Here is a 17,714-nt window from a genome sequence, read left to right as displayed (position 1 = left end):
ATGGCGAAAAAGACTTATTGGAAAGATATCCGAAAATCATTTGGCAGTTCAAAGGGACGTTTTTTATCCATTATGCTTTTGATGATGTTGGGTGCGTTTGCTTTCGTTGGTTTGAAAGTAACTGGACCTGACATGCAGGCAACTGCTAGCCAATATTTGAAAAAACATAATACAATGGACTTGTCTGTCATTGCAAGTTACGGCTTTAGTGATGATGACAAAGAAGAACTAGATAGTATTAAAAATGCCGATGTTGAATATGGTTATCTGACAGATGTTACCGTTAAGAATACCGATGATGCTATTCGTGTATTTTCAAAAAGCACAAGCATTTCTACCTACGAACTTGTATCAGGAAGGTTTCCAAAATCATCTGATGAAATTGCGCTTGCCTCAACGATGAAAGATGATTATAAAGTCGGCAATACGATTAGCTTTACGCAATCAGATGAGGATGGAATTTTAAAAAATACTACCTATAAAGTCGTTGGTTTTGTGAATTCATCTGAAATTTTGTCAACGACAAGCTTGGGTTCTTCGACGGCTGGTGACGGTTCTTTGTCAAATTATGCTGTCGTTACAGAATCGGCTTTTGACACAGATACTTACACGATTGCTCGCATTCGTTACGACAATTTAAAAACGTTAAATCCATTTTCAGAAAGTTATAAGCAAAAAGTTGCAGATAAGCAAGATGAATTAGATGATTTACTCTCTGATAATGCTGAGCAACGTTTGGCAAGTCTAAAATCAGATGCACAAGCAGAAGTAGATGCTAATCAGGAAAAGGTTGATAGCGCTAAAGCGCAATTGGCTGCGCAGGAGTCGGCTCTTGCTAGTTTGTCTGCTGAACAACAAGCTGCCGCACAAAGTTCAATTGACCAAGCACAAGCTGAAATTACAGAGAGCGAAAGCGAAATTCAAGAAGCGCAAGCTAAAATTGATGCCATGACAGAGCCGATTTATACGTCATACACACGCTCGACATTACCAGGGGGAGAAGGTTATCAGACTTATGAATCTAGTACGTCAAGTATTAGCAGCATTGGGAATATCTTTCCTGTCGTGCTTTATGTCGTCGCTGCGCTGGTGACATTTACCACAATGACCCGTTTTGTTGATGAAGAACGTACCAATTCTGGAATTCTCAAGGCGCTTGGTTATAGGAATTCTGACGTTATTAAGAAATTTGTTATTTATGGTTTCGTTGCCAGCATGATTGGAACTGTTCTTGGAATAGTTGCTGGGCACTATTTGTTATCACGCATTATCGCACAGATTGTAACCAGTGATACGACACTTGGTGAGACTCATCTTTATTTCTATTGGAACTACACAGCGATTGCCCTAGTCTTAGCCTTGATTAGTGCGGTTTTACCTGCCTTTCTCATTGCCAAAAATGAACTAAGTGAAAAACCAGCACAGCTGTTGCTACCTAAGCCACCTATCAAAGGTTCTAAAATTTTCTTGGAACGTATTGGAGTTATCTGGCGTCGTTTATCATTCACGCATAAAGTTACTGCGCGCAATATCTTCCGTTACAAGCAACGAATGTTGATGACGATTTTTGGGGTTGCTGGTTCGGTCGCTCTGCTTTTTGCAGGACTTGGGATTCGCTCATCCTTAGGAAATGTTATCGAAAATCAGTTCACTAATTTAATGCCGTATGACATGATTGTCGTTAAAAACGATGATAACAGCAGTAGTGAAAATCAAGAAGTCAAAGATTTCATGGATTCAAATAAAGTATCGCAATACCAAAGTATCTATTTTATGACTTTATCAGAAACAATTTCAGGTTTAAGCGATAAACAGACCGTATCAATTATGGTCAGCAGCGGTGATGATTTTGGTGATTTTATTCATTTGAAAGATGCTTCGAGTGGCGATAGTCTGACCTTATCTGATGATGGTATTATCATATCAGAAAAATTAGCTTCGCTTTATCATGTGGAGGCTGGCGACAGTTTTACATTGAAAGACAGTGATGGTAAAAAGCATACCGTGAAAGTCGCTGCAGTAGCTGAAATGAATGTCGGGCATTATCTCTTTATGTCACAGAAAGTTTATCAAAAGATTTTCGGAGAAACACCTGATGATAATGCTTACTTGGTAACGTTGAAAAATGATTCTAGCAGTAATATTGAAAAGCTCTCAACGAAATTACTTGCCATGTCTGGTGTTTCAGCTGTTAGCCAAAATTCATCGCTAGTTAAAACGGTTAAATCTGTCGTTGCCTCTTTAAACGGTGCCATGACAATCTTAATCGTGGTCTCTATCTTGCTTGCCGTGGTTATTCTCTATAATTTGACGAATATCAATGTTGCAGAGCGGATTCGTGAACTTTCAACTATTAAGGTTCTTGGTTTCTATGACAAAGAAGTGACAATGTACATTTATCGTGAAACAATCAGCCTATCCTTAATTGGTATCATTGTCGGCTTAATTGGCGGGAAATACCTTCACCAAGTGATTATGGGAATGATTGGTTCGGATAATATTATGTTTGGCACAGCTGTTGGTTGGGATGTTTACGCTATACCAATTGCTGTTATTGTCATCATTCTATTAGCATTAGGTTGGCTCGTTAACCATATCCTAAAAACAGTTGATATGCTAGAAGCGTTGAAATCAGTAGATTAGTACTAAACAGGCTTTTGCCTGTTTTTTCTTTGTAAAATTTGTGAATAATTTATTAATTCTAAAGCGTTTTTATGGTATAATGACGAACATATGGTTAAAAATCATATGATGATGAGCTGAGGACTTTTTAAGATTGGGCGACAAACGTCAGATAAATAGTCCTCCTAATTTCTTAATGTCCGAGTGGCTCTGTTTATCAGAAAGGAGCTGTTATGGCTGAGAATCAACAAAAGCGTATATCGCGCGAACGGCGGAAGAGGTTGCTTCGTCGCTTGAAGTCAGAAGTCGGTCCGCATAAACGCGATCTTTATATCGCGGCAGTCTTGTCGTGGATACAATTCTTAATGCGTATTCTCTCATTTTTCCTGATTGCGAAAAGTGTAGAGCACTTATATAAAGGTGAGGAAATCTCACTCATTACTCTTATTTGCCAGCTATTGATACTAAGCGCTATCGGTTTTGCCGTATCCTTGCTAGCTAAAAATTATCAAGGAACAGCTTCACAATATGCTCGTAATCATTTAAAAGGAGCTTTTTTTGAAGCGTTTCAAAATCATGGCGGTGAATTTGACGACAAGGACTTTTCTGTTGCTGATATCATGAATGTGGCATCGCAAGGGATTGACACCTTAGACACTTATTTCAACCACTACTTAACAATTTCGTTAAGAGCTTACTTTAACTGTGCAACGGTTCTATTATTAGTTGCGTTTATCTATCCTATTGGAGGCCTGATTTTTCTAGTCAGCCTACCGTTTATTCCTGTGTCTATTATTTTGATGCAAAAGCGTTCTAAAAAGATTATGAACCATTATTGGGCGACTTATATGGACGTTGGTAATCTTTTTATGGATGATTTAAAGGGAATGAATACTCTTTACACCTATGATGTTGACGAACGCTATGCAAAGACATTTGTTGAAAAAGCGGAAGAATTTCGTCGATCAACCATGGAATTGTTGAAATTTCAATTGCAATCTGTTGGTTATATGGACGGTGTCATGTACATTGGTGTCGGGGTTTCAGGATTTGCAGCAGCCGTTTCACTATCACACAGTCATCTTTCATTGTTTAGTTTGATTTTCTTCGTTCTCATTGCAACCGAATTTTTTGCACCAATTCGTGAAATGGGCTATGGTATGCACTTGGTAATGATGAATACTAAAATGGCTGACCGCATTTACACTTTTTTAGATAGCGCAGCGGTAGATGATTCTCAAGAGAACAAAGCATCGCTACCAACTGATATTAAAGAAATTCGTTTTGATAATGTCAGCTTTTCGTATGACAATACTAAGATTTTATCGAACTTGTCATTTACAATTCCTAAAGGGAAAATTTTTGCTGTCGCTGGTGAAAGTGGTCGTGGGAAGACGACTATTGCGAAACTTCTTCAAAAGCAATTATCGGTGTCAGAAGGAAAGATTTTCTTTGGTCAGCAAGATTTAGTGGATGTTAATTTAGATGCTGTCAAAGAAAGTGTGATGTACGTATCACCAGAATCATATCTATTTAATGGAACAATCTATGAGAATCTTGCTCTAGCGACAGATATGTCTCAGGCGCAGTTGCTGACTTGGTTGAATCAACGTCACCTCATGACTTTCTTACAAGACTTACCAGAAGGATTGCAAACTGTAGTCGGAGAGAATGGAAATCTTTTGTCACCAGGTCAACGTCAACAAATTATTTGTGCTCGTGCTCTCCTTGCTAAACGCCCTATCTATATTTTTGATGAAATGACATCAAGTATTGATAGTGAAAACGAGCAATTGCTTTATGACTACATTAAATTAACTGCTCAGAATGCCATTGTTTTGGTTATCTCACATAAAATGAAGCAAGTTTTACAAGCAGAGCAAGTTCTTTTTATTGATAGCAAGCGCACCATTTCACTTGGGCGACCAGAAGCATTATTAACAACTAATGCGGAATTTAAAAAACTCGTGTCAACTCAAGAAGAATTGGAGGCGATTTTACATGGCTAGTAAAGAATTATCAACAAAAACACTTGTTAAACGTCTTGCAAATTTGGTTGAAGGCTTATGGCTACAATATGTTTTAGCAGTTGGCGGAGCTGTTTTGGGATTTTTGATGACCATTCTTATTCCAAGTTTAGTCATTCGGCTAGCTTGGCAAGCTTTAGAAGGTCAGGCACCGCACTTTTCTTTTGTGGTTATCTTGTTTGCCTTGGGGCTCATGCGGGGTATTTTACGCTACATTGAGCACTTTTTTGGGCATTATGTCGCCTTTAAAACACTTTACGATTTTAGATGCATGGTTTTTGCAAAACTACGTCGTTTAGCACCAACAAAATTGGATCAACAAGATAGCGGAAACATGCTAAAAATGATTGGTGAAGATATTGAAGCCATGGAAGTTTTCTTTGCTCACACCCTTCCACCAGTAATGACAGCCAGTCTAGTAACGATTATTTTAGCGGTTTATTACTGGTCAGTTTCACCTGTGATTGCTGTGATTAGTTTATTGGTTTATGCGATTTTAGCGATTTTCCTACCACGAGCACAAGCACGACAGTTACAACCATTATTGCAGAAGCAGTCACAAACACGCAAAGCTTATATGTCTCATTTTTCGGATAGTTTGCATGGCATGAAAGAATTGCTGCAGTTTGGGCAAATTAAATCAGACTTGGAACACTTAAATAAAGAAAGCGAATCGGTTAATGCGCGTGAAAAAGAGGTGGCACAAGCACAGCACCTGCAAGCAAGTCTATCATTTCTAGTAATTGGATTAGCTATCATGCTAGTAGCAGTTTTGGCTATCTCACAAGCAAACCAAGGACAAATTTCTCTTGTTTCTGCAACAACAATTATTGTTGTCTTTTCAACATCATTTGCGCCATATTTGGAATTGAGTCGCCTGCCACTTGGCTTTAAACGGGCGATGACAGCAGCTCGTCAAGTTTTTGAACTATTAGATGAGAAAGAATTTGATAAATCAGGTCAAACCTTTGATGAAACAATAGATAGTATTGTCTTGGAAGATGTTTCGTTTGCGTATGAGAATCGTAATCAAAGCATTTTTAATCACCTGTCAGTTGCCTTTGAAAATCATAAAATCATTGGTTTAGTTGGACAATCTGGTTCTGGTAAATCCACTCTGATGAAGCTTGTCATGAGATGGTATGATAATACTAAAGGACAAATTTTAGTGAATCATAAGCCACTTTCAACTCTGGCAGCACGTGATATTCAAAATCGTATTGCCTATATTCCACAAATTCCTCAAGTATTCAGCCAAAGTATTCGTGAGAATTTGACGCTTGGCAATCCAGATATTACAGATGACATGATTTTAGAAACGGCAGCAAAATGTCGCATTAAAGACAAGATTTTGTCAACTAAGGATGGGTTAGATACGCTCTTAAACAGCGAGCAAACGCTATTTTCAGCAGGTGAATTACAACGTTTAGAGTTGACACGAGCTTTACTAAAAGATGCTGATTGTTACATTTTTGATGAACCAACAAGTAACCTCGATTCACTTAACGAGGCAGCATTTTTACAAGTTGTTCGTGAACATTGTAAAGGTTATGTTTTCCTTATTTCTCATCGTTTGAGTACAGTAGCAGCTAGCGATGTTATTTACAAAGTTGAAAATGAAAACTTGACCCAGATATAACATATGAATGTGTGTTGGTATTTTAATACTAGATTTAAAAATTCTATCTTAAAACGAGACAGCTTATATAGATTGGAGTTATTTTGAAAACTAAAGATATTATTACAACAGGAATTTATACAGCACTTTATTTTGTTTTTCTATGTTTAGGAACATTATTATCTGTTTTCTTAGCGTATAGTGCAAATATGAAATATGCGCCAGCTTTCATTGCTTTATTGGCAGGAACAGTTTACATGCTCTTAATTGCTAAAACAAAGAAATTTGGTTGTTTAATACTAATGTCAGCTGTTATTTCCGTTTTCTTCTTTATGTCAGGACATTTCGCTTTTTCATTTCTTCCAAATTTAATTAGCGGTATTTTAGCGGATATCATTGCAAAATTTGGTAAATATAAAAATAAACTTTACAATTTGATTTCTTATATTGTCTTTTCATTCGGAAACTTAGGTCCTGTCATTATGATGTGGGTTGTTCGAGACACTTATATTGAACATTTGGTTGCGATTGGAAAAGACACGAGTTACATCAATGAAGTAATGGTTAATTCTGATTTTTCAAACGTTGCTTGGCTTTCTTTAACTATCATTATCGGTGGTTTACTTGGCGGTTTATTTGGACAATATATGCTGAAAAAACACTTTAATAAAGCTGGTATGGTAGAGTAATGAATGCAGTTACTATTGATGTTCGTACTAAAATAATCTTACTTTTTTTTACCAATATTTTACTGTTGCTTCATATTTCTGATGGCTATGAATGCCTTTTAATGATTGGCTTAGGGCTATTGTTTTTTCTGGAAGGTGACCGAAAAAGAGCGCTATATTATGTTATTTCGTTCTTAGCATTGATTATTTTAGAAGATTATTTATTATCGCCAGAGTATGTGACGTCTTATATTGCTTTGTTTCTAGTTGGTGGACGTAGATTTTTACCTTGTTTTATGATTGGTGGTAGTATTTTAAAAGGTTCGGTGCATGAATTTATCGTCGCTATGCGTACATGGCATATGCCAGAAGGGCTTTTAATTGCTATTGCCGTCATGATGCGCTTTTTACCAACGATAAAAGAGCATTACCGAATGATTTATGATAGCCTAAAAATCAGAGGAATTTTTACGAGTCGTTGGATGATTATTCGTCATCCACTGATGTTTTTTGAATATATTTTAGTGCCTTTGCTGATGAATGCTACTCGTATCGCACAAGATTTGACAATCGCTAGTATGACAAAAGGTGTTGCTAGTCAAAAAAGAAAAACGTCCTACATGACTTATCGATTTGGCTTAGTGGATTATGCTGCCTATGGCTTTATGGTTATTTTCGTATTAGCTCTCATAACGGGGGTGACATTGTGATGATTTCCGTTAAAAATCTTAAATTCACTTATTTGAATAGTAAGAAATTAAGTCTGAAAATCGATTCTCTCCAAGTTGCTAAGGGGGAATGTTTGGTGCTCTGTGGAAAAAGCGGTAGTGGTAAGACAACCTTTGCAAGATTATTGAATGGTTTAGTACCCGAATACTATCAAGGTAAATTAGAAGGAGACATTCAAGTTGTTGGCATGCAACCAGGGCAAAATTCTGTCGAAGAAATGTCGCAAAAAATCGCCTCTGTATTTCAAAATCCTGCCACACAGTTTTTCCACCGCAAAGTTGAACACGAGCTAGTTTTTCCTTGTGAAAACCAAGGGATTGCTCAAGCTGACATCCAAAGCCGTCTAAAGCAAATAACCGACTTATTTAATCTTGAACAGTTGTTGAATTATGATTTACTAAACGCTTCAGGTGGGGAGCAGCAGCGTGTTGCCATTGCGACAGCTAACATGCAAAATCCTCAACTTTTGATACTAGATGAGCCTAGTGCCAATTTAGACCAAACAAGCGTTGAAAGGTTAAAATCACATCTTAAAGCTTTAAAAGCACTCGGAGTGACGATTGTGATAGCTGAGCACCGTCTAGATTTCTTAAAAGATTTAGGTGATACCTATCTGTACTTTGAAAATGGTGAGGTGACTCATACTTGGTCACGTAAGGAGTGGCTAGCCCTAAGCGAAGATAACCGACATCAGCTTGGTTTACGCAGTGGCGAAAACCTTTCTTTTGCTAGTCAAACATTACCAGAAGTGCCTGCTCAAAATGACCTTCGGGTACACGAGCTTACGCTGACAGCAGGGAAAAAATCTTTGGGGGCTATAAGTCATTTAGCTTTTCCAGTTGGGAAAATAATAGCTATTCTTGGGCAAAATGGTCTTGGAAAATCGAGTTTTGCAAAGCTTCTTTCTGGTTTAAATAAATCAAATGGCATTATTTCTCTTGCGGGACGTCCCCTTTCAGAAAAAGAACGTCTTAAAGAGACAGCTTACGTTATGCAAGAAATCTCCCTTCAACTCTTTTCAGATAGTGTTAAAAAAGAGTTGCTTCTTGGTAATCAGCAGAAAAAGGATTATCAAAAAATTGCTGATAATTTAGGTTTGCAAGACTTGTTACAACGCCATCCGCTATCTTTATCAGGCGGTGAACAACAACGTGTTCTTATTGGAAATGCTTTGCTATCGGATAAGAAAATTTTTATCTTTGATGAGCCAACAAGCGGTCTTGATTACGAGCATATGTTAGCTGTTGGGAAACTTTTGCAAGAGTTAAAAGCAGCAGGAAAAATCGTTCTTGTTATCACACACGATAAAGAATTAGTCACGACTGTTTGTGACTATCAACTAGATTTTGCAAAATATATTTCGAATGAATAAGATAGTGGCAAATAAAGTCACTAATAGAGGCTTGGGGTCAATGGTTTTGTAGAAAAAGATTCCTCTGCAAATTTTGGTTTCTTGTTGTTAATCTAATTAAAAACGGTCTAGGGATAGACCGTTTTACTTGTCAAAAAATAGTTTTAGTATTATAATACTAAAATATAAAGGAGATAGCTATGAACGGACTTGTTGAAAATTACAAATCAAATAAGATTGCTAAGATTCCTTTAAAGGAGATTACAGAACATTTTAAAGGTAAGGCAGTTTCAAAATTAGGAGATGGTGGCAATATTTCTGTAATTAATTTAAGCGACATGGACGACACGGGGATTGACTATGTTCATTTAAAGAAAATTGATTGTGATGAAAAAAGTGTCTCACGTTATCTGTTGCAAGAAGGAGATGTGTTAATCGCTTCTAAAGGTACAGTGAAAAAAATTGCTGTTTTTGCTGAACAAGACGAACCAGTAATTGCTTCGGCTAACATTACTGTTTTACGTCCTACCAGCGATATTTCAGGTGGTTATATCAGACTGTTTTTGGCATCTGATTTAGGACAAGCACTACTGGATGAGACAAATACTGGTAAGAATGTGATGAATTTAAATACTCAAAAAATTATCAGTATTGAAATACCAAAGATTCCTGTTATTCGCCAAGCTTACTTAATTCAAGGATACGAACAAGGTTTGAAAGACTATAAACGTAAACTAGCCAGAGCAAAACAAGAATGGCAACGTATTCGTAGCGAGGTTGAAAAAAACTTATTTTAATATAGGTATAAGTAAAAGAAGCTAATCGAGCTTCTTTTTTGCTATAATGGTGATATTAGAAAATTCAAGTGAGGAATTTATGAATAATATTAAATGCCCGCATTGCGGAACTGTTTTTACAATCAATGAGACAGAGTATAGTCAGCTTTTAGCACAAGTCCGTAGCAATGAATTTGACAAAGAAATCCACGACCGTCTTGAAAAAGAAAAGGCTTTGCTAGAAGAAAAATCAAAAAACGATTTGCAGACCCAAGCTAGCGCGAAAGATAAAGAAATCAGCGAGCTAACCACGCAGCTAGAACAGCTAAAACAGACACTAGCCTTAGAAAACCAACGCCTTCTAAGTCAAAAAGAGCAAGAAATCGCTGAGTTGAAAGTACAATTGGAAAACTTAACTTCCGTAAAAGACCTTGAATTGACACAAGCGTTGACCGAAAAAGATAAGGAATTGTCAGATTTATCCGCTCAAATCGAGCAGTTAAAACAATCTTTTACCTTAGAAAATCAGCAAGCTCTTAGTAAAAAAGAAACAGAAATCACAGAACTTAAAGCACAATTAGAAAATTTATCTTCCGTAAAAGAGCTAGAACTAAGTCAAGCGTTATCTAAGAAAGATAAGGAATTGGTTGAGGTTCAAAATCAACTGGAACGTTTATCACTTGAAAACAAAAACAGTCTAGTTGAAGCCGTTGCGGCTGTTGAAAAAGAACGTGATGATGCCAAATCAAAATTAGCTCTTCAAGAAAAAGAAGCAGAATTATCCTTAGCTTCTGTCAAGAGTGACTATGAAGCGCAACTAAAAGCGGCTAACGAGCAGGTGGAATTTTACAAAAATTTCAAAGCGCAACAATCTACAAAAGCTATCGGAGAAAGTTTAGAAGTCTATGCTGAAACGGAGTTTAATAAGGTTCGGGCTTACGCTTTTCCAAATGCCACTTTCGGTAAAGACAATGAAGTATCAAGTCGTGGTTCAAAAGGGGATTTCATTTATCGTGAAACGGACGAAAATGGTATTGAAATACTATCCATCATGTTTGAGATGAAAAATGAAGCTGATGAAACAAAAGCGAAGCACAAAAATAGAGATTTCTATAAAGAATTAGACAAAGACCGTCGCGAGAAAAATTGTGAGTATGCCGTTTTAGTAACCATGCTAGAAGCAGACAATGATTACTTTAATACTGGTATTGTTGACGTTAGTCATGAGTATGAAAAAATGTACGTTGTCCGTCCGCAACTATTCATTCAGTTGATTGGTATTTTGCGAAATGCTGCGCTCAACTCACTCAAATACAAGCAAGAGTTAGCTTTGGTACGTGAACAAAATATTGATATCACACACTTTGAAGATGACCTTGAAACCTTCAAAAACGCTTTTGCTAAGAACTATACTTCAGCAAGTAATAACTTCAAAAAAGCCATTGATGAAATTGATAAATCAATCCGCCGCATGGAAGAAGTTAAGCGTTTCTTGACAACTAGTGAAAATCAGCTCCGCCTTGCTAACAATAAATTAGACGATGTTTCCGTCAAAAAATTAACACGAAAAAATCCAACCATGCGTGCCAAATTTGAAGCATTAAAAGAAGAATAGGATCTTTCAATGTGGTGTTGTTTCTTTTCCTGAAATGTGTGAGGACTGAAAATGATTATTAGACCTGCTCAACTATTAGATATTGAAAAGTTATCCCCTCTTTATGCTGAACTTGGCTATCCTGTCAAGGAAGCTGAATTGGTTAGACGATTAAAAACAGTTCTTTCTCATCCTGATTACCATCTTTTAGTCGCGGTTGATGACAATGAAATCATTGGGATGATTGGTTATGCTAAAATGTTATTTTTTGAAAATGAAGGTGCCTACTATCGTATTCTTATTCTGGCAGTATTACAAAACTATCGCCGTAAGGGTGTTGCGACAGCCTTGATAGATACTGTCAAAAATTGTGCACTATCTGAAAATATTCACGCTTTAGCGCTAAATAGTGGGGATACTTTAGAACGACAAATAGCTCATCGTTTTTATGAAAATTATGGTTTCAAGCAAGCTAGTCGTGGCTATTCTCTCTATCTAAAATAATGTTAATTTGTCAGTAGATTCAAAATTATTGTCACTTTTCTGATGTGTTATAATAAAGCTATCAAATATTGAGGTAATTATTATGAACAATATTATAGATTTATCAAAACCAGTCGCTGAGACGATTAAGGAACACCCAGAAGTGAAGGAGATTTTGGTAGATTTGGGGTTTAAGCCATTGTCAAAACCTGCCATGCTAAACACAGTTGGGAAAGTAACGTCTCTAAAAGCTGGTGCAAAGTTAGCTAATATTTCACTTGAAAAAGTTCAACGAACACTTGAATTAAATGGTTATGAGGTGATTGGAGGCAGTTATGACTGAAAATCGTATTGAAATACTAAAAGATATTCTGTTACGTTTGCATCATGGTGCTGATGCTAAGTCTGTTCAAGAGGATTTTGACCAGCATTTTACAGGTGTGTCAGCCTTGGAAATCTCAATGATGGAACATGAGCTAATGGGAACTGATACTGGCATTACTTTTGAGGATGTCATGAGCTTGTGCAATGTCCATGCTAATCTTTTTAAAGGTGCTATCTCAGATGTTGATGTGCCAGATGCGGAGCAAGAAGGGCATCCAGTCTATGTTTTTAAACAAGAAAATCTTGCTTTGCGTGCTGCCATGTTACGCATTCGTCGTATTATCGAAAATTATGAAAAAGCTGAAAACGAGGAATTTCATCCAGATTTGATTCGTGGATTGAAGCATCAGATGAGTCTTTTAGGGCAATTCCAGAATCATTATAATCGTAAAGAAAACCTCTTTTTCCCAGTGATGGAACGATATGGGCATGATGCACCGCCAAAAGTCATGTGGAGTGTTGATGATAACATTAGAGCACTTTTTGAAAAAGCGCAAACTGCTGTGGAGCAGTTACCTGACCTAACAATCGAGGAAATTTCTTCAGCCTTTGAAGCATTCGCAAAAGAATTCGAGGAAATGATTTTCAAGGAAGAAGCTATTCTCTTAATGATTTTACTAGAAACGTTAACTCAAGACGATTGGCTTGCGATTGCCGAAGAAAGTGATGCTTATGGTTATGCGATTATTAAACCAACAACTAAATGGCAGCCTCATCGTGAAAATTTTGAGGATACAAAACAAGACCTTGCGCATTCAACAAACCAAACAGAAGATAGTCAAGAAAATTCAACAACTGATAATCAATTGATCAAAGTCATTGATACGCCAGAATGGCAGTTCACTATTAGCTTTACACCTAAAAAGGAAAGTCAAAGTTTTGACCGTACGAGTCAACAATCATTTGGTAACGGTTACCTATCCGTTGAGCAAGCTAATCTTATTCTCAATCATTTACCATTAGAAATCACTTTCGTCAATAAAGATGATATTTTCCAATATTACAACGATAGTAAAGCACCAGATGAAATGATTTTTAAACGGACACCAAGTCAGATTGGACGCCATGTTGAGCTTTGTCATCCACCAAAAGTTTTAGATAAAGTCAAGAAAATTTTTACGCTTTTGCGCTCTGGTGAACGAGATAAAGTTGTGATGTGGTTCAAGTCAGAAAAACTCGGTAAATTTGTTCATGTCACCTACGCTGCTGTTCGTGATGAAAATGGTGAATTTCAAGGCGTCTTAGAATACGTTCAAGAAATTCAAGATTTCTTTGAGTTAGGTAGCGATAACAATCGCAACATTTAAACAGAATAGATAAGAATATAGCTAAAACTCTCATAATGGTGTTTTAGCTTGTCTTTTGTTAGTAAAAAAAGTTATAATAAAGGTTATGATTAACGGAATTATTAATTTAAAAAAAGAAGCAGGAATGACGAGTCACGACGCAGTCTTTAAGCTTCGAAAAATATTGCATGAAAAGAAAATTGGTCACGGAGGAACGCTAGACCCTGACGTTGTTGGAGTTCTGCCAATTGCTGTCGGTAAAGCAACACGTGTGATTGAATACATGACAGAAGCTGGCAAGATTTATCGTGGGCAGATTTGTCTAGGGTATTCGACAACAACGGAAGATGCTAGTGGTGAACGTCTTGAGACAACGCCAGTTAGTGATGTAGCAGTAGAAGAAGTTGACTTGGCTTTGAGAAGTTTTATCGGCGAAATCACTCAAATTCCTCCTATGTACTCAGCAGTTAAAGTCAATGGCAAACGATTATATGAATATGCTCGCGCTGGTCAAACAGTTGAGCGACCTGAACGCCATGTGACAATCTATGATTTCAAACGCACTAGCCCGTTAGAATTTAAAGATGATTGTTGTTATTTTGATTTTGAAGTGGCTTGTAGTAAAGGAACTTACATTCGTACGTTGTCAGTTGATTTAGGAAAAAAACTTGGCTACGCTAGTCATATGTCGTATTTGGAACGCGAAGCTTCAGCTGGTTTACGACTAGAAAACGCCTTAACTTTGGCAGAAATCGCTGACAAGGTAGCTTTGGAAGAATTTTCATTTCTTCTTCCTGTCGAATACGGCGTTATGGATTTACCACGTGTTGATTTGACCGAAGACCAAAAAATAGAGATTTCTTTTGGACGAAAAATTGCTTTAGATAGAAAAGATGGACAACTTGCGGGATTTTATGAGGATAAGTTGGTGGCAATTCTTGAGCCGAGAGATGACCTTTACAAACCGCATAAAGTATTTATCTGATTTAGAATGGAAAAAATGGAAATTCAACGAATAAAAGATTACAAAGACATAACAAATGCCAAAGATAGTGTGTTAGTATTAGGATACTTTGATGGGCTTCATCGAGGACACAAGGCATTATTTGATAAAGCAAAAGAGATTGCTAAACGTGATAATTTAGCACTAACTGTCCTAACGTTTAATGAGTCTCCACGTCTTGCTCTATCACATTTTACGCCTGATTTATTGCTTAGTTTAACCTCGCCTGAAAAGCGCTATGAGAAGTTTGCGGAATATGGTGTTGATTATCTGTATTTGATTGATTTTACGTCAACTTTTTCAAAACTCTCTGCAAAAAACTTTTTAGAAAACTACATCAAACAGTTGCGTGCCAAGATAATTGTTGTCGGATTTGATTATAAATTCGGACACGACCGTAAAGATGCTACTGATTTAGCGCAACAATTCAACGGTGACGTTGTCGTTGTGCCAGAAGTTCAAGATAATGGTGAAAAAATTAGTTCAACACGGATTCGTCAGTTGATTTTTGATGGCAATATTAAAGAAGTTAATCGTTTATTAGGTTACAATTTTAGTACGCGTGGTATTGTCGTACATGGTGATGCGCGTGGGCGAACTATTGGTTTTCCAACGGCTAACCTAGCGCCGATTGATAACGTTTTTCTACCTGGAGACGGCGTTTATGTTTCCGATGTTATTGTCAACGGAAAATCTTATCGTGCCATGACAAGTGTTGGCAAAAATATCACCTTTGGTGGTACTGAATTACGTCTGGAAGCCAATATTTTTGATTTCAAAGATGAGATTTATGGTGAGACAGTTGAAATAATCTGGTTAGATAAAATCCGTGATATGGTAAAATTTGCAGGCGCTGATGAATTGATTGAACAATTGAAATCTGATAAGGAAGTTGCTGCAAATTGGAAAAAAGATAGCCAAGTTCCTTAAAATTTTGTATAATAAAAGCAACAGTATGGGAGAGGTGGGTATATGATTACTTTATTTTTGTCACCAAGTTGTACGAGCTGCCGAAAAGCTCGCGCTTGGTTAAACGAACACGACGTGAAATTTCAAGAGCATAATATTATCACCAGTCCTCTCAGTCGTGAAGAATTAATGTCGATTTTGGCATTTACCGAGAATGGAACAGAAGATATTATTTCAACACGTTCTAAAGTTTTCCAAAAATTAGATGTTGATGTTGATGAATTATCTGTTTCAAACTTGATTGATTTGATTTCAAAAAATCCAGGATTATTGCGTCGTCCGATTATTTTAGATAACAAGCGAATGCAAATCGGATTTAACGAAGACGAGATTCGTGCCTTTCTGCCACGAGACTATCGTAAACAAGAATTGCGTCAAGCAACCATAAAAGCAGAAATTGAAGGATAGAAAGGAATAACTCAAACTAGTTTCTGATGGCCTTGCTAGACTAGTGCACTGCAAAGTTGTCAGAAAGCAAAAAGTGAGATTGCTTTTTGTTAGTTTAATAACTTGATGATTCAAGTTATTTGAGAGTTTTTGGTATCTTAAGATGAAAAATTACAGCTATCCTCTTGATTTGTCTTGGAGCACTGAAGAAATTGCCTCAGTGCTTCATTTTTTGAATCAAGTTGAAGCCGCTTATGAAACAAAGGTTTCTGTAAAAGATATCTTGGACAGCTATGCTATTTTTAAAACCATTGTGAAGAGTAAGGCGCAAGAAAAGCAAATTGATCGTGAATTTGAAAGAAACAGTGGTTATTCAACTTATCAAGCTGTAAAAGCCGCAAAAGCTAAGGAGAAAGGATATATTTCTCTTGGAAAATAAGTTTACATTTGCTAAAGCTTTAATTCATGCTGCGGGGGATTTTATCAAAAATAATATGGTTCAGGATCTGCAGATTGAAGAAAAAACGCGTTTTGATGATTTGGTGACAAATCTCGATAAGGCAACTCAGGAATTATTAATTACTAAGATTAAGCAAGCTTATCCTAATGACAATATTATGGCCGAAGAAAATAATATTCATCACCCTATTTCAGACGGCAATGTTTGGGTATTAGATCCGATTGACGGTACGGTTAATTTTGTTGTTCAAGGGGCTAATTTTGCGGTAATGATTGCTTATTACGAAAATGGCAAAGGGCAGTTTGGTTTGATTTATGATGTTGCTAACGACATCTTGTATAGCGGTGGTGGACAATTTGACGTTTATGCCAACGACAAACGACTTACACCTTACCAAGATGTGGCGCTTAAACGAACTTTAATTGGCTGCAATGCTAGTATGTTTTCATGCAATTATTGTGGGATTCGTGACCTTGTTGACCAGACGCTAGGTGTTCGTGTTTATGGCGGAGCTGGTCTTAGTATGGCGTATGTTATGACAGGGCAATTGTTAGCTTATTTCTCATATATTCAACCATGGGATTATGCTGCGGCAAAAATCATGGGAGAGAAATTAGGCTATGTTTTGTTAACGCTTGACGGAAAAGAGCCAGATTTTGCAACGCGCCAGAAAGTGATGTTTGTTCCTAAGCAGAAACTATCAACGATTCAAACTTATTTGGATTAATACAGAAAGGATTGTCAATGACTGACGGAAAATGCCGCGCATGGTACGAAGGTGACCATATTTTAGAAGAATACCATGATAACGAATGGTGTAAGGTGGCACATGACGACCAGTTTCAATTTGAAATGCTTTGCCTAGAAGGGGCAAGTGTTGGCTTGTCATGGAAAACAATCATGCACAAACGTGAAAACTATCGCCGTGCTTTTCATGATTTCGACATTGACACCTGCGCTAAAATGTCAGATGACGAATTGGAACAATTATTGTCAAATTCGGGCTTGATTCGCAACCGAAATAAGATTTTTAGTGTTCGAAAGAACGCTCAAATTGTGCAAGAGATTCAAAAAGAATTCGGCTCTTTTGATGCCTATCTTTGGAGTTTTATAGACGGCAAGCAGATTGATAATAAGTGGAAAACGCCAGAAGATGTGCCGACGGTGTCTGATTTATCAGAGAGACTAAGTAGAGACATGAAAAAACGTGGCATTGGATTTGTCGGACCCGTTATTACCTACTCATTCCTCCAAGCTGTTGGTATTGTTAATGACCATCTCGTTAATTGTGATTATCGATAGTATAACCTAGTGAAATCACTAGGTTTTTTTGGTACTTTTTGCTACAATGAAATAA

Annotated in this window: 17 protein-coding genes; all 17 read left to right on the top strand. The window is 37.0% G+C overall.

All coding sequences use genetic code 11. The features are described from left to right. The 17 genes from CCC20_RS00425 (at window position 1) to CCC20_RS00345 (ending at window position 17,659) form a co-directional block, all read left to right on the top strand. Complete coding sequence (locus tag CCC20_RS00425) at window positions 1-2,643, top strand: FtsX-like permease family protein (RefSeq protein WP_247909177.1); 2,643 nt, start codon at window positions 1-3, stop codon at window positions 2,641-2,643. 212 nt (window positions 2,644-2,855) lie between these two features. Continuing rightward, a complete protein-coding gene (locus CCC20_RS00420; RefSeq protein WP_013851873.1) occupies window positions 2,856-4,631 on the top strand; it encodes an ABC transporter ATP-binding protein/permease in 1,776 nt (591 codons plus the stop codon). Next, window positions 4,624-6,288, top strand: a complete 1,665-nt coding sequence (locus CCC20_RS00415; protein ID WP_013851872.1) for an ABC transporter ATP-binding protein — start codon at window positions 4,624-4,626, stop codon at window positions 6,286-6,288. Before CCC20_RS00420 ends, CCC20_RS00415 begins: the two co-directional genes overlap by 8 nt. 83 nt (window positions 6,289-6,371) lie before the next feature. After that, window positions 6,372-6,956, top strand: coding sequence for an MptD family putative ECF transporter S component (locus CCC20_RS00410; RefSeq protein ID WP_003064929.1), 585 nt, complete (start codon window positions 6,372-6,374; stop codon window positions 6,954-6,956). After that, the gene (locus CCC20_RS00405) at window positions 6,956-7,645 is read left to right on the top strand and encodes an energy-coupling factor transporter transmembrane component T (RefSeq protein WP_013851871.1); all 690 of its coding nucleotides are present in this window, start codon (window positions 6,956-6,958) and stop codon (window positions 7,643-7,645) included. The genes CCC20_RS00410 and CCC20_RS00405 overlap by 1 nt, the downstream gene beginning before the upstream one ends. Next, window positions 7,645-9,036 (top strand): ABC transporter ATP-binding protein, encoded by a 1,392-nt coding sequence (locus tag CCC20_RS00400; protein WP_013851870.1) that lies wholly within the window; start codon window positions 7,645-7,647, stop codon window positions 9,034-9,036. Before CCC20_RS00405 ends, CCC20_RS00400 begins: the two co-directional genes overlap by 1 nt. Before the next feature lie 179 nt (window positions 9,037-9,215). Next, the gene (locus tag CCC20_RS00395; RefSeq protein ID WP_003064926.1) at window positions 9,216-9,812 is read left to right on the top strand and encodes a restriction endonuclease subunit S domain-containing protein; all 597 of its coding nucleotides are present in this window, start codon (window positions 9,216-9,218) and stop codon (window positions 9,810-9,812) included. Between the two features lie 79 nt (window positions 9,813-9,891). Next, complete coding sequence (locus tag CCC20_RS00390) at window positions 9,892-11,406, top strand: DUF2130 domain-containing protein (RefSeq protein WP_111718230.1); 1,515 nt, start codon at window positions 9,892-9,894, stop codon at window positions 11,404-11,406. A gap of 51 nt (window positions 11,407-11,457) precedes the next feature. Beyond that, complete coding sequence (locus CCC20_RS00385) at window positions 11,458-11,889, top strand: GNAT family N-acetyltransferase (RefSeq protein ID WP_003064922.1); 432 nt, start codon at window positions 11,458-11,460, stop codon at window positions 11,887-11,889. An 82-nt stretch (window positions 11,890-11,971) separates the two neighbouring features. Then, on the top strand, window positions 11,972-12,211 hold the full coding sequence (locus CCC20_RS00380) for a DUF1858 domain-containing protein (RefSeq protein ID WP_058692289.1): 240 nt from the start codon (window positions 11,972-11,974) through the stop codon (window positions 12,209-12,211). Next, a complete protein-coding gene (locus tag CCC20_RS00375; RefSeq protein WP_270329753.1) occupies window positions 12,204-13,559 on the top strand; it encodes a DUF438 domain-containing protein in 1,356 nt (451 codons plus the stop codon). Before CCC20_RS00380 ends, CCC20_RS00375 begins: the two co-directional genes overlap by 8 nt. Before the next feature lie 85 nt (window positions 13,560-13,644). Further along, entirely contained in the window at window positions 13,645-14,523 is an 879-nt protein-coding gene (truB, locus tag CCC20_RS00370) for a tRNA pseudouridine(55) synthase TruB (RefSeq protein WP_111718228.1), read from the top strand. A gap of 15 nt (window positions 14,524-14,538) precedes the next feature. Beyond that, window positions 14,539-15,471, top strand: a complete 933-nt coding sequence (locus CCC20_RS00365; protein WP_287178122.1) for a bifunctional riboflavin kinase/FAD synthetase — start codon at window positions 14,539-14,541, stop codon at window positions 15,469-15,471. Window positions 15,472-15,513: 42 nt separating this feature from the next. Beyond that, a complete protein-coding gene (locus CCC20_RS00360; RefSeq protein WP_003064911.1) occupies window positions 15,514-15,918 on the top strand; it encodes a Spx/MgsR family RNA polymerase-binding regulatory protein in 405 nt (134 codons plus the stop codon). Between the two features lie 142 nt (window positions 15,919-16,060). Further along, window positions 16,061-16,336, top strand: a complete 276-nt coding sequence (locus tag CCC20_RS00355) for a UPF0223 family protein (protein WP_009854263.1) — start codon at window positions 16,061-16,063, stop codon at window positions 16,334-16,336. After that, window positions 16,326-17,084, top strand: a complete 759-nt coding sequence (locus tag CCC20_RS00350; protein WP_003064907.1) for an inositol monophosphatase family protein — start codon at window positions 16,326-16,328, stop codon at window positions 17,082-17,084. Before CCC20_RS00355 ends, CCC20_RS00350 begins: the two co-directional genes overlap by 11 nt. Before the next feature lie 17 nt (window positions 17,085-17,101). Next, window positions 17,102-17,659 carry a DNA-3-methyladenine glycosylase I gene (locus CCC20_RS00345; RefSeq protein ID WP_013851863.1) on the top strand — a complete coding sequence of 186 codons (558 nt, stop codon included), beginning with the start codon at window positions 17,102-17,104 and terminating at the stop codon, window positions 17,657-17,659. The last annotated feature ends 55 nt before the right edge of the window (window positions 17,660-17,714 follow it).

It is taken from the genome of Streptococcus sp. LMAG:39 (assembly GCF_008680485.1).
In the GTDB taxonomy this organism is placed as follows: domain Bacteria; phylum Bacillota; class Bacilli; order Lactobacillales; family Streptococcaceae; genus Streptococcus; species Streptococcus pasteurianus.
Note: the sequence above shows the minus strand (reverse complement) of the source record. Positions and strands in the feature narration are given on the sequence as shown.

Excerpts from the sequence above, each read along its gene's own strand:
- CCC20_RS00425 (WP_247909177.1), top strand. The coding sequence starts at position 1 with ATGGCGAAAAAGACTTATTGGAAAGATATCCGAAAATCATTTGGCAGT.
- CCC20_RS00420 (WP_013851873.1), top strand. The coding sequence starts at position 2,856 with ATGGCTGAGAATCAACAAAAGCGTATATCGCGCGAACGGCGGAAGAGG.
- CCC20_RS00415 (WP_013851872.1), top strand. The coding sequence starts at position 4,624 with ATGGCTAGTAAAGAATTATCAACAAAAACACTTGTTAAACGTCTTGCA.
- CCC20_RS00405 (WP_013851871.1), top strand. The coding sequence starts at position 6,956 with ATGAATGCAGTTACTATTGATGTTCGTACTAAAATAATCTTACTTTTT.
- CCC20_RS00400 (WP_013851870.1), top strand. The coding sequence starts at position 7,645 with ATGATTTCCGTTAAAAATCTTAAATTCACTTATTTGAATAGTAAGAAA.
- CCC20_RS00395 (WP_003064926.1), top strand. The coding sequence starts at position 9,216 with ATGAACGGACTTGTTGAAAATTACAAATCAAATAAGATTGCTAAGATT.
- CCC20_RS00390 (WP_111718230.1), top strand. The coding sequence starts at position 9,892 with ATGAATAATATTAAATGCCCGCATTGCGGAACTGTTTTTACAATCAAT.
- CCC20_RS00385 (WP_003064922.1), top strand. The coding sequence starts at position 11,458 with ATGATTATTAGACCTGCTCAACTATTAGATATTGAAAAGTTATCCCCT.
- CCC20_RS00380 (WP_058692289.1), top strand. The coding sequence starts at position 11,972 with ATGAACAATATTATAGATTTATCAAAACCAGTCGCTGAGACGATTAAG.
- CCC20_RS00375 (WP_270329753.1), top strand. The coding sequence starts at position 12,204 with ATGACTGAAAATCGTATTGAAATACTAAAAGATATTCTGTTACGTTTG.
- truB (WP_111718228.1), top strand. The coding sequence starts at position 13,645 with ATGATTAACGGAATTATTAATTTAAAAAAAGAAGCAGGAATGACGAGT.
- CCC20_RS00365 (WP_287178122.1), top strand. The coding sequence starts at position 14,539 with ATGGAAATTCAACGAATAAAAGATTACAAAGACATAACAAATGCCAAA.
- CCC20_RS00360 (WP_003064911.1), top strand. The coding sequence starts at position 15,514 with ATGATTACTTTATTTTTGTCACCAAGTTGTACGAGCTGCCGAAAAGCT.
- CCC20_RS00355 (WP_009854263.1), top strand. The coding sequence starts at position 16,061 with ATGAAAAATTACAGCTATCCTCTTGATTTGTCTTGGAGCACTGAAGAA.
- CCC20_RS00345 (WP_013851863.1), top strand. The coding sequence starts at position 17,102 with ATGACTGACGGAAAATGCCGCGCATGGTACGAAGGTGACCATATTTTA.